Origin of the sequence: Brooklawnia propionicigenes, assembly GCF_030297015.1 — a bacterium.
Lineage (GTDB): Bacteria > Actinomycetota > Actinomycetes > Propionibacteriales > Propionibacteriaceae > Brooklawnia > Brooklawnia propionicigenes.
This window is the reverse complement of record NZ_AP028056.1, coordinates 1,664,918-1,682,893: the sequence shown is the minus strand read 5'-3', so window position 1 is coordinate 1,682,893 and position 17,976 is coordinate 1,664,918. Positions and strand designations below refer to the sequence as shown.

General features: G+C 66.8%; 16 protein-coding genes. 6 read left to right on the top strand and 10 right to left on the bottom strand.

The features are described 5' to 3' along the window. Positions 1-2 precede the first annotated feature (2 nt). Complete coding sequence (locus tag QUE25_RS07595; protein WP_286263657.1) at positions 3-836, bottom strand: DUF881 domain-containing protein; 834 nt, start codon at positions 834-836, stop codon at positions 3-5. 143 nt (positions 837-979) lie between these two features. Here QUE25_RS07595 and QUE25_RS07590 point away from each other — a divergent pair, with 143 nt between their 5' ends. Then, positions 980-1,276, top strand: a complete 297-nt coding sequence (locus QUE25_RS07590; RefSeq protein ID WP_286263656.1) for a cell division protein CrgA — start codon at positions 980-982, stop codon at positions 1,274-1,276. 98 nt (positions 1,277-1,374) lie between these two features. Here the strand turns inward: QUE25_RS07590 and mnhG are convergent, their stop codons facing one another. From mnhG to QUE25_RS07545, 9 genes are all read right to left on the bottom strand, one after another. Next, complete coding sequence (gene mnhG, locus QUE25_RS07585; protein WP_286263654.1) at positions 1,375-1,773, bottom strand: monovalent cation/H(+) antiporter subunit G; 399 nt, start codon at positions 1,771-1,773, stop codon at positions 1,375-1,377. Then, positions 1,770-2,186, bottom strand: coding sequence for an MrpF/PhaF family protein (locus QUE25_RS07580; protein ID WP_286263652.1), 417 nt, complete (start codon positions 2,184-2,186; stop codon positions 1,770-1,772). The genes mnhG and QUE25_RS07580 overlap by 4 nt, the downstream gene beginning before the upstream one ends. Next, positions 2,183-2,863 (bottom strand): Na+/H+ antiporter subunit E, encoded by a 681-nt coding sequence (locus tag QUE25_RS07575; RefSeq protein ID WP_286263650.1) that lies wholly within the window; start codon positions 2,861-2,863, stop codon positions 2,183-2,185. Before QUE25_RS07575 ends, QUE25_RS07580 begins: the two co-directional genes overlap by 4 nt. Beyond that, a complete protein-coding gene (locus QUE25_RS07570) occupies positions 2,860-4,515 on the bottom strand; it encodes a Na+/H+ antiporter subunit D (protein WP_286263648.1) in 1,656 nt (551 codons plus the stop codon). The genes QUE25_RS07575 and QUE25_RS07570 overlap by 4 nt, the downstream gene beginning before the upstream one ends. Further along, complete coding sequence (locus tag QUE25_RS07565) at positions 4,502-5,032, bottom strand: Na(+)/H(+) antiporter subunit C (protein ID WP_286263646.1); 531 nt, start codon at positions 5,030-5,032, stop codon at positions 4,502-4,504. Before QUE25_RS07565 ends, QUE25_RS07570 begins: the two co-directional genes overlap by 14 nt. After that, the gene (locus tag QUE25_RS07560) at positions 5,029-8,100 is read right to left on the bottom strand and encodes a Na+/H+ antiporter subunit A (RefSeq protein ID WP_286263644.1); all 3,072 of its coding nucleotides are present in this window, start codon (positions 8,098-8,100) and stop codon (positions 5,029-5,031) included. Before QUE25_RS07560 ends, QUE25_RS07565 begins: the two co-directional genes overlap by 4 nt. Before the next feature lie 186 nt (positions 8,101-8,286). Continuing rightward, positions 8,287-9,726, bottom strand: coding sequence for a lysine--tRNA ligase (gene lysS / locus QUE25_RS07555; protein ID WP_425332767.1), 1,440 nt, complete (start codon positions 9,724-9,726; stop codon positions 8,287-8,289). A gap of 218 nt (positions 9,727-9,944) precedes the next feature. Then, entirely contained in the window at positions 9,945-10,286 is a 342-nt protein-coding gene (locus QUE25_RS07550) for a hypothetical protein (RefSeq protein WP_286263642.1), read from the bottom strand. A 30-nt stretch (positions 10,287-10,316) separates the two neighbouring features. After that, positions 10,317-11,216, bottom strand: coding sequence for a DUF4862 family protein (locus tag QUE25_RS07545; protein ID WP_286263639.1), 900 nt, complete (start codon positions 11,214-11,216; stop codon positions 10,317-10,319). A gap of 274 nt (positions 11,217-11,490) precedes the next feature. Here QUE25_RS07545 and QUE25_RS07540 point away from each other — a divergent pair, with 274 nt between their 5' ends. Genes QUE25_RS07540 through QUE25_RS07520 form a run of 5 tightly spaced genes read left to right on the top strand, consistent with a single transcriptional unit; the run spans position 11,491 to position 17,975 of the window. Further along, positions 11,491-12,084, top strand: coding sequence for a TetR/AcrR family transcriptional regulator (locus tag QUE25_RS07540; RefSeq protein WP_286263636.1), 594 nt, complete (start codon positions 11,491-11,493; stop codon positions 12,082-12,084). A gap of 1 nt (position 12,085) precedes the next feature. Next, entirely contained in the window at positions 12,086-13,819 is a 1,734-nt protein-coding gene (locus QUE25_RS07535; protein ID WP_286263634.1) for an ABC transporter ATP-binding protein, read from the top strand. Then, entirely contained in the window at positions 13,816-15,786 is a 1,971-nt protein-coding gene (locus QUE25_RS07530) for an ABC transporter ATP-binding protein (protein WP_425332693.1), read from the top strand. Before QUE25_RS07535 ends, QUE25_RS07530 begins: the two co-directional genes overlap by 4 nt. A gap of 44 nt (positions 15,787-15,830) precedes the next feature. Next, entirely contained in the window at positions 15,831-16,430 is a 600-nt protein-coding gene (locus QUE25_RS07525) for a hypothetical protein (protein WP_286263632.1), read from the top strand. A gap of 42 nt (positions 16,431-16,472) precedes the next feature. Further along, a complete protein-coding gene (locus QUE25_RS07520) occupies positions 16,473-17,975 on the top strand; it encodes a serine/threonine-protein kinase (RefSeq protein WP_286263630.1) in 1,503 nt (500 codons plus the stop codon). Position 17,976: the final 1 nt, after the last annotated feature.

Here is a 17,976-nt window from a genome sequence, read left to right as displayed (position 1 = left end):
CCTCAGCGTGCGGCCCTGGTCAGCTGCGGCAGCGACCCGGAGAAGGCCGGCATCGTCACTTCGCCGATCCGTTGCTGCTGATAGCCCAACTGGTAGGCCTGGGCGTACTGCCGGTAGATCTGCACTCCCGGGTCGGCCGCCAGCGCGGCCTCCAACGCCGACTGGTTGCCGATCGCGGTGATCACGTAGGGCGGTGCATACGGCACCCCGTGCAGCACCACGGTATTGCCGACGCACTTGACCGCTGTCGTGGCGATCACGCGCTGATCCTGGATGGTCATCGCCTCGGCGCCCCCGGCGAACAGCGCGTTCACCACCCGCTGGATGTCCTGCTCATGGACGACGAGCAGATCGCCGTTGATGCCCGGCGGCGCGAAGTCGGCCGGGGCGTCGGTGAGGGTGACCCGGACCGCCGGGCCTTTGACCGGGGCCAGCCCGACGATCTGGCTGAGCAACTGCTGATCCGGGTCTGCGCTGGCCGCCGGTGCACCCTGGGCTGCGGCCAGCTCTTCGTTCTCCCGGCGCAGCTCAGCGGCTCGGGCGGCGAGCTCGGTATTGCGTTGCTGGGCCTGGGCCACCAACTCGGCGAGGTCGCTCGTGCGGTTGGGGCGCAGATCGGCGCCCTGCGCGGTGATGGCGGTCGCCCCGACCAGCAGTCCGGCGAGCAGCCCGATCGACAGTTTCAGCGCAGCCCCGCGCGCCCTGGTCTTCTTCGACGATGTGGCCGGCTGATCGGGGGCGGCCGGCTGGGGCACAGTCTCGGCGTCGTCGTCGGCGGCAGCGCGGGCCGGAGCCTCATCTCCGGGCCGCACCGCGCTGTTCTCGGCGGACGCCATGGGGCAAATCCTACCTGTGGACCGAGGTTCATCGCGGTCCACAATTGGGGCGAACGGCCTTGACCCGTCATACTGGAGCGGTGGCGATTTCGCCACGCGAAGATGAGTTTCGTGCGTAGCACGCCGGCTGAGGAGCGAAAGCAGTGCCCGAATCGAAGGTCCGCAAGCAGGCCGCGGAGAAGACGGCGGCCAAGAAGAAGGCGCAGACCGAGAAGAAGCGCTCCGACAACAAGGCCAAGAAGGCCCGGCTGGCGGCGGGAACACGCGACTGGGTGCCGTGGGTCTTCATTCCGGTCGGCCTGCTGGGCGTGCTGTGGCTGCTCGTCTTCTACATCGCGGGCAACCGCGTGCCGGGTATGCAGGACCTCCGGAACTGGAACTACCTCATCGGGATCGGCCTGATCGCGACGTCGTTCGGCATCGCCACTCTCTGGAAGTAGCCGCTACCGCGGCGACAGCTGGAAGTAGCCGCTACCGCAGCGACAGCGGCTGGGGACGCCGACGAGATCGCGTCGTCCCGCGGCAGGCGCTGCTCGAGCTAGCGATCTACGGACGACGACGGGTCGTCGGACGAACCGTTTTGAGCCACCTGCTGGCGGGCTCGTTCGAGATCCTCGGCGTACTCGTCCACCACGATGGCTTCGTAGTCGGTTTGTCCGAGTCGATAGGTGGCGCGTCCGAGCATGTGCGCCGAGATCGGCGCCACGACGAATTGCATCATCACCACGAGCACGAGCGTTGCCGCCACATGCGTACTCTGCATCACGCAGGCCAGACCGGCGCACATCAGCACCAGGCCCAGCACCTGCGGCTTGGTGGACGCATGCATCCGCGAGAACAACGACCCGAGCCGGAGCATGCCGAGCGCGGTGAAGAAGGTCAGTGCCACACCGGCGGTGATCAGGCATACGCCGACGAGCTGCAGCCAGACGATCATCGGGTCTCCCCTTCCAGATCGAAGCCGGCGCCGATCGGGGCGTCGGGATCGTCCTCGTCGTCGGAGACGTCCGGATGCACCGGAGCGTCATCGTCGGCCAATTGGGGTCTGGCCGCCCGGGCCGCCTCCTCGGCGGTCAGCACCCGGCGGTCACTGATCGACTCGGCCTGGGAGAAGCGAGCGATCGTGGTCGACCCGATGAAGCCGACCGAGGTCAGCACCACCAGCAGCGGCAGCAGGTCGACGCGGCCGGTCAGGGCCATCAGGACCACCACGATGCCCACGGCCGAGGCGGTGATCACATCGAGGGCCACCGCCCGGTCGAGATTGGTCGGGCCGATCTCGAGGCGGATCAGCACCAGGCCCATGCCGATCACCAGCGCCGCGAAGCAGATCCACAAGGTCACGATCATGCGATCACCTCGCTGCTCGGGCCGGACCGGCCGGAGGTGTCGCCGGCGGCGCGCTGCCGGGCCCGGAACTCGGCCATCTCGGTCTCGCTCAGGCGGCCGGCCTTCATCGACCCGCCCGGACGGAAGCCGGCGGTCATCAACTCGTCATCGCTGGCCAGCGCCCGCAGAATCCGCTCTTCCTGCCGGAGGACCTGCTCGTGCGCCTCGTCCATCGCTTCGGGACCCTCGTCGACGTCGAAGACGTGAATGTAGAGCGTGCCGGTCATCCGGTGGGCGTCGATGACGATGGATCCCGGCACGAGGGCGGTGAAGCCGGCGGTCGCGGCGAGGAAACCGTCCGAATGGGCCCGGGTCTGGACGCGGATGATCGCCTCACGCGGTCTGCGCCCGGTGATGATCACCCAGACGATCTGGGCTGCGGCCACCGCGGTGTCCTTCGCGAAGACCAGCATCAGCCGCGCGAGGGCGATCGGCCGGATGGTCAGCCGTCGCTGCGGTCCGTGCGGCATCGGGGCGAGCAGCAGAATGGTCAGGGCCAGCGCGAGCCCGGCCACCACGTTGCCCCAGCTCAGGTCGCCCCACAACAGCACCCACATGAGTGTCAGCAGACTCGCGCCGACCGGCGAAACGCGCTGACGCCAGAGGTCGAGGAATTTCCTCCCGGGACCGGTGCTCATCGCTCACCTCCGGTGGTCGGGGCTGCAGCTGCCGGGGTGGTCGCGGTGACCGTCGGCGCCGATGCCGATGGTGTCCCCAGCGGCGGCACCACTGGGGTCTCGTCGACGCCCGGATTGGGCTCCTCGTGGGATTGGCCGGTGCCGCGCTCGGCCTCGGGCAGCACAGCGCTGATGTAGGGCTCCTGTTCGCGCAGTTCGACGGCTCCGCCGTGCGCATAGCGGTAGATCGGGCCGGCCAGCACGGCCAGCAACACCGATGCGGCCACCAGCAGCACGGTCGCGAATGTCATCGTCCACGGCACGGTGGCACGCTCGGTGATCTCTTCGGTGCTCGACTGCCAGAAGGCCATGTTCCAGGCGCGCAGCAGCGCATAGAGGGTGAGCAGCGAGGTGATCAGCCCGCCCGCGATCAGCGTCCAGTCCAGCGGGCTGCCCACCTGCGCGGACGCTTGGATCAGGCCGACCTTGCCGAGGAAGCCGGACATCGGCGGGACGCCGGCCAGGTTGAGCGCGGGGATCAGATAGACCACGGCCAGGAACGGCCAGACCTTGAGCAGCGAGCCGAGCTTGGTCAACGAGGTGCTGCCGCCGACCTGTTCCATCAGCCCGGACACCAGGAAGAGCGCGGTCTGGACGATGATGTGGTGCGCGGTGTAGAAGATCGCCGCAGTGAGCCCGTCGACGGTGCCGATGCCCACACCCCACAGCATGAAGCCGATATGTGAGACCAGCGTGAACGAGAGCAGACGCTTGATGTCGTCCTGCGCGACGGCCCCGAGGATACCGATCACCATGGTGGCCAGCGCCACGACCATCAGCGCCTTGTTCAATCCGGCGTCGGCGAAGATGGTGCTCTGGGTGCGGATGATCGCGTAGATGCCGACCTTGGTGAGCAGGCCTGCGAAGACCGCGGTCACCGGGGCGGGGGCCGTCGGGTAGGAGTCAGGCAGCCAGGCGGACAAGGGGAAGACCGCCGCCTTGACACCGAAGGCGACGAGCAGCATGACCTCGATGAGTTGCGCGGTCGCCGGGTCGATGCTGTTCATCCGGATCGCGATCTGCGCCATATTGACCGTGCCGACTGCGGCATAGACCATGGCGAGAGCGGTCAGGAAGATCGCCGAGCTGACCACCGACACGACCACGTAGACGGTGCCCGAGCGGATCCGTTCCCGGCTGCTGCCGAGGGTGATCAGCACGAAGCTGGCCACCAGCAGGATCTCGAAGCCGACGTAGAGGTTGAACAGGTCACCGGTGAGGAAGGCATTCGAAACCCCGGCCGACAAGATCAGGAAGGTCGGCTGGAAGACGGCGACGGGCAGCTTCCTGCCCATCGACGGGTCCTGGGTGAACGAGTAGATGAGCACGCACAAGGTCACGAAGACCGAGACCACCAGCATCAGGGCGCTCAGCCGGTCGGCGACCAGGGTGATGCCCACCGGCGCGGACCAACCGCCCACATCAAGGGTCAGCGGGCCGCTCATCGACAGGTAGGCGATGAAGACGGCATCCACCTGAACGACGACCAGCGCGATCAGCGCCACCACCCGCTGGGCGGTGTGGTGGCGAGCCAGCAACAACGCCAACGCGGCCGCGGCGAACGGGACGAGCACCGGGATGCCCAGTACCCACGACCAGTCAGCGGGGTTCACTGTCGGCACCCCCCGCCTGGGTCTTCCTAGCCTTGGGCGGAGGGGTCACCATTACCGCAGGCAGGTCCTCGGTCTCATCGAAGATGCTCGCGGCCTGCTCGTCCAAGGTGGCGCCCGAGTCATCCGTCACGCGTTCGGCAACCGCATCACGGGCCGCAGCAAGAGCGATCCGGCGGTCCTCACGGTCGTCCTGCACCTCGTCGTCGCCGTTGAGCTGCCAGGTCCGATAGGCCATGGCAAGCATGAATGCGGTCAGAGCGAGCCCGATGACGATCGCGGTCAGCACCATCGCCTGCGGCAGCGGATCGGCCATCTCGGAGACTTCGGACTGCCCGAGGATCGGCGGGCCACCGGCCCGGCCGCCGGCCATCAGCAGCAGCACGTTCACGCCGTAGGTGATCAGGCTGACCCCGATGATGATGCGGCTCAGCGAGCGCTCGAGGACGAGTATCACCCCGGCGCCGACCAGGACGCCGACCAGGATGAGCAGCGGCAGCGAGGGGGCCATGTCGATCATCGCTGCACCTCACCTTCGGATGCCTGCGCGTCTGCTGGGATGCCGGCCGCAGTCCGCTCGAGGGCCGCGCGGAGATCGGCACCCACATGGATCTCCTCGTTGACCTCGAGGGCGGTCGCGTCGTGAGCGATGTCCGGCGCAGAGCTGCCCTCGGCCTCGGCCTGCCGGTCGATCTCGCCGCCGAGCGAGCTCAAGATGTCGAGCACCAGGCCGACGACGATGAGATAGACGCCGGTGTCGAAGAACAGCGCCGTCGCGAGATGCACCTCATGGAAGATCGGCAATGTGAAGTCGAAGACGGTGGTCTGCAGGATCGTGCCCCCGAACAGCACCGGAACCAGGGCTGCCGTGGTGGCCACGGCCATGCCGAGACCGAGCAGCGCACCCGGGCGTATCCGGATCGCCAGCGCCAGCTCGTATCGTCCACCGGCCAGATAGCGGATGATCAGTGCGATGCCGGCGAGCACGCCGCCGGCGAAGCCACCGCCGGGGCTGTTGTGGCCGGCGAACAGCAGGTACAGCGAGAACAGCACGAGCGGGTGGAAGACGAACCGCGCGCCGATCTCGAAGACCAGGGAGCGGCGGACCGGGGCCAGCGTCGCGGCGCCGGGCAGCCACGTGCGGCCACGGCGCTGCGAGGACGGCTGGTTCGGGTCGGGTGGATGAGTGAAACGCGAGACCATCAACTCGGCCTCGGCGGCGCGCGGGATGCCGCGTCCCCAGACCTGCGGCGCCTTCACCGCGGACTGCAGGACCTTGCGCAACTCCAGCGACTGATGGCGTTCGCGGACGAAGATCAGGGACGCGACGCCGGTGGCTGCCGCGAGCAGCACCGACACCTCCCCAAGGGTGTCCCAGGCTCGGGTGTCGACCAGGGTGACGTTGACGATATTGCGTCCATAGCCGAACGCATAGACCTCTTCGGGATAGTGCACGGTCACCGGCGGAGCAATGCGTGCCGAAGCGGCCACCCACCCGAGCAGGGCGACCGCGGCACCCACGACCGCCCCGATGACGATCCGCCGGACATGGTCGGACGTATAGGGCCGGTTGGAGAAGTACGGCGGTAGCCGCCGCAGCACGAGAACCAGGACGACCAGGGTGACGGTCTCGACGAGCGCCTGGGTGAGCGCCAGGTCGGGGGCGCCCTGCAGCGCGAACAGCAGCGCAGTCGCGTAGCCGATGAACGCGGTCAGCATGACAGCCTTCATGCGGCGCCGCGAACGGACGACCAGCACCGCCGCGATACACGCCAGCACCACGATGCCGGCCTGCACGGGGTTGTCCCAGATCCTTGGCACATCGAGCCCGGGAACGTCCCCGCCGATGATGATCAGCAATCCGCAGGCGCCCACCATGGTCAGCAGGATGACCGCGAGATAGTTGGGCAGCGAACCGGTCTGGATTCCCGCTGTGACATCGGCCGAGAAGTTGTTGATGCCGTGGATGATCTTCCGGTAGACCTGATCGGCCGCCGGGATGGTGAACTTGGCCTGGAACTTGTTGATCTGGTTCCGGTAGACGAACAAGACGATGCCGCCTGCGATGACCAGCACGGTCGCCGCGAGCGGTATTCCGAAGCCTCCCCACAAGGTGAGATGACCGTCGTAGCCCTCGAAAGTCCGGGCGTAGGGGGCGAGCAGGCCCTCGGTGAAGCCAGGCGCCATTCCCGCGGCCAGGCCCACGAACGCGAGGATCCCGATGGGCAGGCCGAGCCGGGCGTCCAGCCGGTGCTCGGCGGCCGGCTCGACACCGGGTTTGGACGCGAAGGCGCCCCACCAGAAGCGCAGGGTGTAGCCGACGGTGAAGATCGATCCGATGACGATGACCGCGAGAATCAGCCACTGGCCCTCATGGGTGAAGGCCTCGAGCGCGGCCTCCTTCCCGACGTAGCCCAGCGTCGGGGGAATACCGGCCATGGACGCCAGCGCCACCGTCGTCGCCACGGTGAAGCCGGGCATCGCGCGTCCAACACCGGAAAGCTCGCGCAGATCGCGGGTGCCGTACTCGTGGTCGATCGCGCCGACCGCCAGGAACAGCGAGGCCTTGAACATCGCGTGGGCAAAAAGCATGGTCAGCCCGGCCAGCGCGACCGCGCGCTCGCCGTAACCGACCAGCACCATGATCAGGCCGAGCTGTGAGACGGTGCCGAACGCGAGCAGCAGTTTGAGGTCGTGCTGGCGCAACGCCCGGTAGCCCCCGATGATCATGGTCGCCAGCCCCGCGACGAGGATGATCGGACGCCAGCCCGGGAAATCGGCGAAGCCGGGAGCCAGCCGTGCGACCAGGTAGATGCCGGCCTTCACCATGGCGGCCGCGTGCAGATAGCCGCTGACCGGGGTGGGTGCAGCCATCGCTGCGGGAAGCCAGAAGTGGAAGGGGATCTGCGCCGATTTGGTGAGCGCACCCAGCAGGACCAGCACCACCGCGACCGGGACGATCGCCGGATGTGCGCCTTGGCCCAGCGTCCCGGCGGCCGCAGACTCGACGAGCTGCGAGACCGAGAAGGATCCACCTGGGACGATGCCGAGCATGATCAGCCCACCGAGCATCGCCAGCCCACCGAAGGTGGTGACGATGATCGCCTGCATGGCGGCCACCCGGGAGGGCTGCCGGTCGTGGTAGTGGCCGATCAGCAGGAAGCTGAAGACGGTCGTCAGCTCCCAGAAGAGATAGACGATGAGCGTGTTGTCGGAGGTGACCAGGCCGAACATCGCCCCGGCGAAGGCGACGAAGACCCCACCGAAGCGTCCGAGATGGCCGGCGTTGTGCCCGAAGTAGCACCAGCAGTAGATCAGGATGAGCGCGCCGACCCCGCTGACGATCAGCGTCATCAGCCAGCTGAGCACGTCGAGCCGGAAGACGAGGTCGAGGCCCAGTTCGGGCACCCAAGGCACGGATTGGCTCGGATAGGCACCGGCGAAGACCTTGCTGGTTTGGGTGACCGCCCACCCGGCCGTCACGGCCGGGACGATGGCCAGCATCCCGAACGCCTTGCGTCCGAGTTCTTTGAACAGCGCTGGCGCGAGCACGGCTGCCACTGCGTAGGCGCAGAGCAGCTGTATCAAGGGGCCCTCCAAAAGGCTGGATAAGGGTCGCGGAATCCCCTATTGAGGTTAGCAGGATACCCACCTGGTAGCCGGAGCATCCCATGGGCCGGCGCCCGTTCCCATGGCCGTCGTCCCCCATGGCAGTTCGCCGTCGGTACAATCCGCTCGAACTGAGGGGTGGACGAGCGCGAGCCCGAGGACGGCTCAGGCTTGCGGGCGAAGCAACGGGAACAGGATCGTCTCGCGGATGCCCGCATCGGTGAACAGCATGATCAGCCGGTCGATGCCCATGCCCATGCCGCCCATGGGGGGCGCACCCAGCTCGAGCGCTGCGAGGAAGTCCTCGTCCAACTGCATGGCCTCGGGATCACCAGCCGCTGCGGCCAACGACTGCGCGGTGAGGATCTCGCGCTGGATGATCGGATCGATCAGCTCATTGAAGCCGGTAGCCCGCTCGACCCCGCCGATGATGAGATCCCAGGCCTCGATCAGACCCGGCTTGCTGCGATGCCGGCGGGCAAGGGGCTGCGCGACCTCCGGGAAATCACAGACAAACGTCGGGTTGACCAGATCGGGCTCGACCAGATGCTCGTAGAGCTCCATCACCAACTTGCCATTGCCCCACTTCGGATCGAACTCGACCTCGCGGGCCTCGCAGAGCTCGTGCAGATGCTGGATCGAGGTGTCGACGTCCACAACCTCACCGACCGCGTCACTGACCGCGTCGTAGATCGGCAGCCATCGCCACTCGGCGTCCAGATCGATGACCCGGCCGTCCGACCGCTCGATCTGATGCACTCCGGCGACATCGGCCGCATTCATGATCATTTCCTTGGTGAGAGCGGCGATCGTCTTGTCGTCGCCCCACGACTGGTAGGCCTCCAGCATGGTGAACTCGGCCGAATGCGTCGAGTCGATGCCTTCATTCCGGAAGATCCGGCCGATTTCGTAAACCGCGTCGATGCCGCCGACCATCACGCGCTTGAGGTACAGCTCGAGCGCGATGCGCAGGGTCATGTCGGTGTCGAACGCATTGAGGTGGGTGTTGAACGGACGCGCCGCCGCACCACCATGGATCAGTTGCAGGGTGGGTGTCTCGACCTCAAGAAAGCCCTCGGAGTCGAGGGTCTCGCGCAGGCTGCGGGTGATCGCCGCACGCAGTCGCACCATGTCGCGCGCCTCGGGGCGCACGATCAGGTCGGCGTAGCGCTGCCGCACCCGCGATTCTTCTGAAAGCTCCTTGTGAAGAGCGGGCAGCGGACGAAGCGCCTTGCTGGCGATCTTCCACTCGGAGGCCATCACCGACAGTTCGCCGCGGCGCGACGAGATGACGCGCCCGCGCACCCAGACGAAGTCGCCCAGATCGACATCGGCCTTCCAGTCGGCCAGCGCCTGCTCACCGACCTCGGCCAGCGAGATCATCACCTGCAGCCGCTCACCGCTGGAATCCTGACTGAAACCGTCCTGCAAGGTGGCGAAGCACAGCTTGCCGGTGTTGCGCAGGAAGACGACACGGCCGCCGATCTCGACGACATCTTGGGTCTCCTCGCCCTTGTCCAGATCGGGCCAGCCGGCCCGCACCTCGCTCAGCGTGTGAGTGCGGTGCATGTCGACGGGGTAGGGTTCGCGACCAGTTCCGATCATGCGTGCGCGCTTGTCGCGACGCACCTGCTGCTGTTCGGAGATCTCGGCGAGATCTGCGGCTGTGCTGGTTTCGGTTGACTGGTCACTCACCCGGGCATTCTAGCTGCGGCCACCAGCACGGTCATCTTGGCGCCGAGCGCCATCCCCGATGACGAGGACGGGTAGCTGCGCATCGAAGAGCCCAGCTACCCGCCACCATAAGAAGTCATCGCCTTCGGCTACTCGCTGCGGTAGACGTCCTGCGGGCCGCGCCCCACCTCCGGGGTCCAGCCGGTCAGCCGATCCCCGGTCCAGTGCACGGTGCCCTGCTGGCCCCGCACCATGACCTCGGCCTGGCTCGCGGTAGCCATCAGCTCGCGCTGGTGGCCGTCGCCGAACTGCATCTTCACCCAGTGCTGCTGGCCGCCTCCGCTCGAGATCTCGCGCACGGCCAGCACCTGCGCGGGCGCCGACAAGACGCCGCCGGTGCTACCAGTGCCCCGGGACGCGCGCCCCAGCAGCGCTGCCAGCCCGGCGATGGCCAGCCCACCAGCGCACAAGGCGACCGCTACGAACAACATCCCGCTGAACATGTCGCCGTCCGCTTCGTCCTAGGCGTTGGCGATGATCAGTGCGGCGTTCTCGTCCAGGGCAGCCAGCTTCTGCTCGCCAGGCATGTCCTTGGGACGCAAAGCGATCTTCAGCCCATAGCTGACATCGCCGGCCGCCGCGATGGCAGCGGCAACTTCGGCGGCACCCAGCAGCGAACCCTCGGGGGCTGCGGCAGTGCCGGCAAGCGGCACGTGCTGGTCGGCCCACGGGCCACCCCAGGCATTCTCCGAGTCTGCGCAGCTGGAGAACCCGACATGGCGCAGCCAGCCTGATGCGGCCGCGGTCTTGATGTGTTCCAGCGGGGTCTGGGCGCTGCGGCCCTCGATGGCGCTGCGCGCCCAGTTGATCACCAAACCCCAGCTGACCTGCGGAACTGCCGCAGACACCTGCTTGAGCACCGCGATCTCCTCGTCCAGGCTCAGGTAGCCCTTCTGCGGTGCCTGACCCTCGACGTGGGCGTCGCAGTGCTCCACCCACAGCGGGATGCCCCCCCAGTCGAGCCCGGCCAACTCGATCAGCGAGTCGGCGAACTTGGCCGCATCCGCCTTGCCGGTCGGCGCCGAATGCAATTGGACGGCCTTGATGGGATGTCCCTCGGCGACCAGCCTGGCCACGGCCAGAGCTTCTCCGCGGGCCCATTCGAGGGCACGCTGACGTCCGGCTTCATCGGGGGAAGCAAGGCCGAAATCGGGGTCCGTGGCGTTGTGACCAGTGGTTCCGGGAACGCCGCTGACGATGGCGGGCAGATCGGCCGGCGCGCCGGCGGGCCAGGCGAGCGAATCGGCGTAGCCCAGTTCCAGGCCACCCACCCAATCGCGCTCAGCCAATTCGGTCACGAACGCGAGTCGGCCCTCATTATCAGCGGGCCAGGTGTTGTAGGCGGACGAGAACAGTTTCATGTCAGACTCCCTTGGTCGTCGTTGGCTCCGGTTTGGGTCCTGTTGGTAGCACCAGTTTGGCACGGACCACCCACAGAACCACTGACGCAGTTGCCATGCCCGGGCTCAGCCCTGCGATCATCAGCGGCTGCGCTCAGCCGGCCGGCGCGCCAGCCAACCACATCGGCCGAGGGCACCTCCGCTCGCGCTCGCCGCTCAGAGGTCGGCTCACCAGCCCGTTTGTGAGTGAGCGCTCACTCAGCTACAGTTGTCCGCCGTGCGCAGAGCTCAACCCATGTCACCGGACGAGCGCCGGCAAGCCATCATCGCGGCCACCAGGCCGTTACTGGTGGCCCGCGGCGGCCAGTTCACCATCAAAGAGGTCGCCGAGGCCGCCGGGATCGCCGAAGGCACCATCTTCCGCGTCTTCGCGTCCAAACAAGACCTGATGCACGCCGTGGTCGCCGACATCCTCGACACCGCATCGCTGTGCCGGCGAATCGAGGCGCTGCCCGACGTGCCCGACTTCACCGCGCATCTGACTGCCTTGATCACCCTTCTCACCGCAGACGCGGACGCCACCCACGCGGCCATCGCCGCGCTCCGGCTGGCCAGCTGCGAAGAATCCGACAGCTCGGCGCGCCTGGCGCACGGTGGGCATCACCAAGGCGGGAAGACCAATTTCCACAAGCGCATCACTCAGGTGCGCGACGCCATCATCGCGTCCATCACGCCGTGGGAGGCGCAGCTACGGCTCTCCCCCGAGCAGGCGGCGTTCCTGATTCAGAGCACCGCTTTCAGCGCTCTGCATTTCGTCCTCGAGGACCATCCCCTCTCCGACCCAGCCTTGCTGGCCAGCACCCTGACACACGGAATCTACAAGGACTGACATGCTCATCAAGCTCATCGGCCGCTATATCCGGCCTTATCGCGGCGAGATCATCGCCGTCCTGATACTTCAGCTGATCGCAGCCGTGGCATCCCTGCTGCTGCCGAGTCTCAATGCCCGGATCATCGATGACGGCGTCGCCAAGGGTGACACCGCTTTCATCCTCAGCCATGGCGCGATCATGCTCGCGGTGGCGCTCACCCAGGCCGTCAGCCAGGTAGCCGCGGTCTATTTCGCGGCCCGCGCCGCGATGGGGTTCGGACGCGACATTCGCGCCGGGATCTTCGATCGGACGCTGTCGTTCAGCGCCCGCGAGGTGAATCAGTTCGGTGCCCCGTCCCTGATCACCCGCACCACCAACGACGTCCAGCAGGTGCAGATGCTCGTGCTGATGACCGGCGCCATCATGGTCTCGGCGCCCATGATGATGATCGGCGGTGTCATCATGGCGCTGCGTGAAGATGCCGGCCTGAGCTGGCTGATCGTCGTCGCGGTCGTCCTGCTCGGCTCGGTGGTCGGCGTCCTCGTGTTCAAGATGACCCCGCTCTTCCAGGAGAACCAGCGCAAGATCGACAACCTTAACCAGGTCGTCCGAGAGCAGATCACCGGCATCCGCGTGATTCGCGCCTTCAACCGCGAGCCGCTCGAACGCGAGCGCTTCAGCGGCGCCAACGACGCCCTGATGCGCCTCGGCTATTCCATCGGCGCGCTGTTCGCGGTGCTGTTTCCGTTCGTGATGCTGGTGATGAACCTCGGCAGCGTCTCGGTGATGTGGTTCGGCGGGCTGCGGGTGGATGCCGGCGAGATGCAGATCGGTCAGCTGACCGCCTTCCTCACCTATCTCATGCAGATCCTGATGAGCGTCTTGATGGCGACGATGATGGCGATGCTGGCCCCGCGCGCAGCCGTCTGCGCCGATCGCATCATGGAGGTGCTGAACACCGAGTCGTCCGTGGTGCCTCCCGCCGATCCCGTCACGCAGCTGCCCGAGTCGGGCACCGTCCGCTTCGACGATGTGCAATTCAGCTACCCGGGAGCCGATTCCCCGGTGCTGACCGGCATCAACTTCGAGATGCAGCCCGGCCAGACCACTGCGGTGGTCGGCTCGACCGGTTCCGGCAAGACCACCCTGGTCAGCCTGATCCCGCGGCTGTTCGATGTCACCGGCGGACGAGTGCTGGTCGACGGCGTCGACGTGCGCGACATCGATCCCGATGTCTTGTGGTCACGGGTCGGACTCGTGCCCCAGAAGCCCTACCTGTTCAGCGGCACGATCGCGTCCAATCTTCGTTACGGACGCCCGGATGCGACTGACGAGCAGATTTGGCAGGCGCTCGACACCGCGCAGGCCAGCGATTTCGTCGAAGAAATGGATTCGACGATCGATGCGCCGATCGCCCAGGGCGGCACCAACGTCTCCGGCGGCCAGCGCCAGCGGCTGTCGATTGCACGCGCCCTGGTCAAGCGTCCAGAGATCTACGTCTTCGACGACGCGTTCAGCGCGCTGGATGTCGCCACCGATGCGCGACTGCGCGCAGCCCTGGCGGGCCAGACCAAGGACGCGGCCGTGCTGATCGTCGCGCAGAGGGTCTCCACGGTGCGTCAGGCCGATCAGATCATCGTCTTGGACGAAGGCACCATCGTGGGCGTGGGCACCCACACCGAACTGTTGGACAGCTGCCAGACCTACCGAGAGATCGTGGAATCCCAGCTCAGCATTGAGGAGGCGGCGTGAACACCAATCGACGGACGCCGGTCAAGGCAAACGCGCGCCCCAAGAACGCACCCCGCCTGGGCCACGGTCCGGGCGCTGGAGTGGCTGTCGCGGAGAAGGCCGTCAACTTCGGGCCCTCGCTGATGCGGCTGCTGGGATTCATGAAACCCGAGCGCTCGCGGTTCGCGGTCGTCGTGCTCATGGGTATCGCCTCGGTGGCAGGAACCGTCGTGGGCCCGAAGATCTTGGGCAAGGCCACAGATGTGATCTTCACCGGGATCATCGGCAAGAATCTGCCCGCCGGCATGACCCAGCAGCAGGTCATCGACATGCTGCGCGCCAGCGGTCAGGACCAGTTGGCCGACCTGCTGTCGGGCATGACGGTCGTCCCCGGCCAGGGCATCGATTTCAGCACGCTTGGGCACTGGCTGATGCTGGCGCTCGGCCTCTACCTGGTGGCCGCGGCCCTCGGCTTCTTGCAGAACTACCTGTTGAACCGGGCCGTCCAGCGCACCGCCTTCCGGATGCGCGACGAGATGCGGGCGAAGATGGACCGCCTGCCGCTCAGCTATTTCGACTCGCAGCCCCGCGGCGAATTGCTCAGCCGGATGACCAACGACATGGACAATGTGCAGCAGACGCTGCAGCAGACGCTGGGGCAGCTGCTCAACTCGGTGCTCACCGTGCTCGGCGTGACGGTCATGATGCTCTCGGTCAGCGCGCTGCTGACCGGCATCACCGTGCTGATCGTGCCGTTGGCGGCTGTGGTCTCCATGTTCATTGGCAAGAAGGCTCAGCGGCAGTTCGTGGCCATGTGGGACGCCACCGGCGAACTGAATGGCCAGGTCGAGGAGGCCTACACCGGTCACTCGCTGGTGAAGGTCTTCGGACGCCAGCGTGAGGTCGAGGCCACCTTCGGTCAGACCAACGACCGGCTGTTCAATTCGGCGTTCCGCGCCCAGTTCATCTCGGGCATCATCATGCCGGTCAACTTCTTCATCGGGAACCTCAACTACGTCGCGATCGCCGTTGTCGGTGGCCTACGGGTGGCCAGCGGGCAGATGCCGCTGGGCAGCGTCCAGGCGTTCATCCAGTACTCCCGGATGTTCACCCAGCCGATCACCCAGATCGCTTCGATGGCGAATCTGCTGCAGTCCGGTGTCGCCTCGGCCGAGCGCATCTTCGAGGTGCTGGACGCCGACGAGATGAGCCCGGAGCAGTCCGGTTCGCTGCCGGCCGGCATCAGCGGCCATGTGGCCTTCCGCGATGTCGACTTCTCGTACTCACCGGACCACCCGCTGATCCAGGGCCTGAACATGGAGGCGCTGCCCGGCCAGACGGTCGCGATCGTCGGACCGACCGGTGCCGGCAAGACGACTCTCGTGAACCTGCTGGAGCGGTTCTACGAGATCGACGGCGGACAGATCAGTATCGACGACACCGACATCACGTCGATCTCCCGCTCGGCACTGCGCGAGCCGCTCGGCATGGTCCTGCAGGACACCTGGCTGTTCGGCGGCACCATCCGCCAGAACATCGCCTACGGCAAGCCGGACGCTTCCGAGGAGGAGATCACCGCCGCCGCCGAGGCCGCCCACGTCGACCAGTTCGTGCACCGGCTGCCGGCGGGCTACCAGACGGTGATCAACGACGAGGGAACCAACGTCTCCGCCGGCGAGAAGCAGCTGATCACCATCGCCCGGGCATTCATCAAGCAGCCCGAGGTGCTGATCCTGGACGAGGCGACCTCCTCGGTCGACACCCGCACCGAACTGCTCGTCCAGCAGGCGATGGCCCGGTTGCGTTCGGGACGCACGAGCTTCGTCATCGCGCACCGGCTGTCGACGATCCGCGACGCCGATCTGATCCTCGTGATGGATCACGGCGCGATCGTCGAACAGGGCAATCACGATGAGCTGATCGCGGCCAAGGGCGCTTACTACGACCTCTACCAGTCACAGTTCGCGGCAGCCATCAATGAGGCCTGAGCCCACCCCCGCGCTCTAGGGGTGTCCTTGTAATCTGGCCTATCGTGGAGAAAGAGATCCTGGTCGATACCGACATCTTGGCCGATGAGCGCCATCGACAACGCAAGTTCAGCCGTATCTACCGGATCATCACCGCGATTCTGCTGCTGGCAGCCTGTGTCGGACTGGTCTATGCCGGGTTCTTGTTCAGCGTCCGCTCGGGCTGGGTGGTACTGATCGGCATCCTCGCTGTGGTGGCGGTGATCGTCTTCATGGTCTGGCGAATGGATCGCAAGCGCCCCGAGGATCTGGTCAGCACCGGCCCATGGTCGTGGGGACAGGTCTATTCGGGCGCCCAGAGCCGGGAGATCTGGAATTCGATGGGCGGAGTGATCCTGCGGCACGGCCTGGGGATCACCCGGATCACCCGCAACACCGCGATGCTGGAACGCAAGGGCAGTTTCCTTTACCGCAAGGGGATTCACCTGCTCGATGTGCGTGAATCGGTCGATCATCCGGGCTGGTTCGTCGTCACCGTGCAGTCGGCTCCCGATCTGCCCACCAGCATCACCGATTTTGGACGCGGTCACGGCATCAACACCGAGTTGCTCGGTTCGGTGCCGGGATTCCGCAAGCCGGACGACGCCGAGCTCACGCTCGGGTGATTCCGGTCGGCGGACACAACCAGGTGGGGCAGGATAGTAGGCATGGAATCTGAATTGCTGGCTGGCCGCTACCAACTCGTGGCCCAGATCGGCGAGGGGGCAACCGGACGGGTGTGGCGGGGCTTCGACACCCTGCTCGAGCGCGCAGTGGCGATCAAGATCGTCGATCTGGCCGGCTCGACCGATCCGGCGATGGCCGAGCGATTCCGCCGGGAGGGCATCGCCATCGCAGGGCTGAGCGATGACGCCATCGTCAAGGTCTGGGATACCGGAGCTGACGACCGCCGGGGCTGGCTCGTGATGGAGCTGCTCAGCGGGCCCAACACCAGCAAACTGATCAAGGAACGTGGGCCGCTCAGCCATGAGGTGGCCATGCCCATGCTGGCCGATGTCTCCGACGGCCTGCAGGCCGCCCACGATGCCGGCATCACCCATCGCGACGTCAAACCTGCGAACATCGTGCTGGACGCGCCGGCCGAGGCCGATGGCACGCTGCCCGACCTGATGGCCCACCCCGAACTCGGACGCCCGGTGCTGGTCGACTTCGGTATCGCCCGCCTGGTGGACGAAGCAGGAAAGCAGCTGACCCGCCCGGCCACCGCGATCGGAACTGCCGCCTACATGTCACCCGAGCAGGCCCGGGGCATGGAGGTGGGGCCGGCATCCGACGTCTACTCGCTGGCCTGCGTGGCCTACCATCTGATTCTCGGACGCCCGCCCTTCCTGGCCGACAGCTCGATCGCGGTCGCCCATGCGCAGGCGTTCGACACCCCCGTTCCGTTGGGTGAGCTGAGTCCCGATATTCCGCCCGCGCTCGACACCCTGATCACGCGGATGCTCGCCAAAGATGCTGCGGCTCGTCCCACTGCCCGTGAGGTCGCCCATGAGTTGCGCGCGATCGCGGCCAATCCGAAGATGTCGCCGACCGTCCCCCTCGATGCAGCCGCCACCGCGCTGATGGGTGCTACCGCAGAGACTCAGCTGCTGTCCGGTGAGCCGGGTCCGCCGACCGCCGACACGCGGGTGCTCTCGCCGACCCAGACCGGACCGACCTACGCCCAGACCGCGTCGACCGATCCGGGGGGTCAGACAGGCGCTGTCGCACCGGTCGGCACCGATCAGGAGCCGTCTTCCGATCAGGAGGGAAACCGTGCCACCCGGCATTGGGGACGCTGGCTGGTCGGGCTGTTGATCGTCGCGTTGGCCGCTGCCCTGGTCTATTCGTGGACCGCGGCCAGCAGGAATCCGGTGACCATCCCGACGGTCACGCTGACCGCGACCGCAACGACGAGCCCGACCACCACCTCGGCCAGGCCGACCACCACCGTGGCGCCCCCCACCACGATCGCTCCGCCCACCACCACCTTCCCCCCGACCACGACTGCTCCGCCGACCACCACGGCTCCGCCCACCACGACGGCGCCGCCCACCACGACGACGACACAGCCTCCGACCACCACCGCTCCACCGACCACGGCCACAACAAGTCAGCCACGGCCGACCTCAACTGATACCGATGACGGCGGCGGCGAGGTTTCGCCGTAAA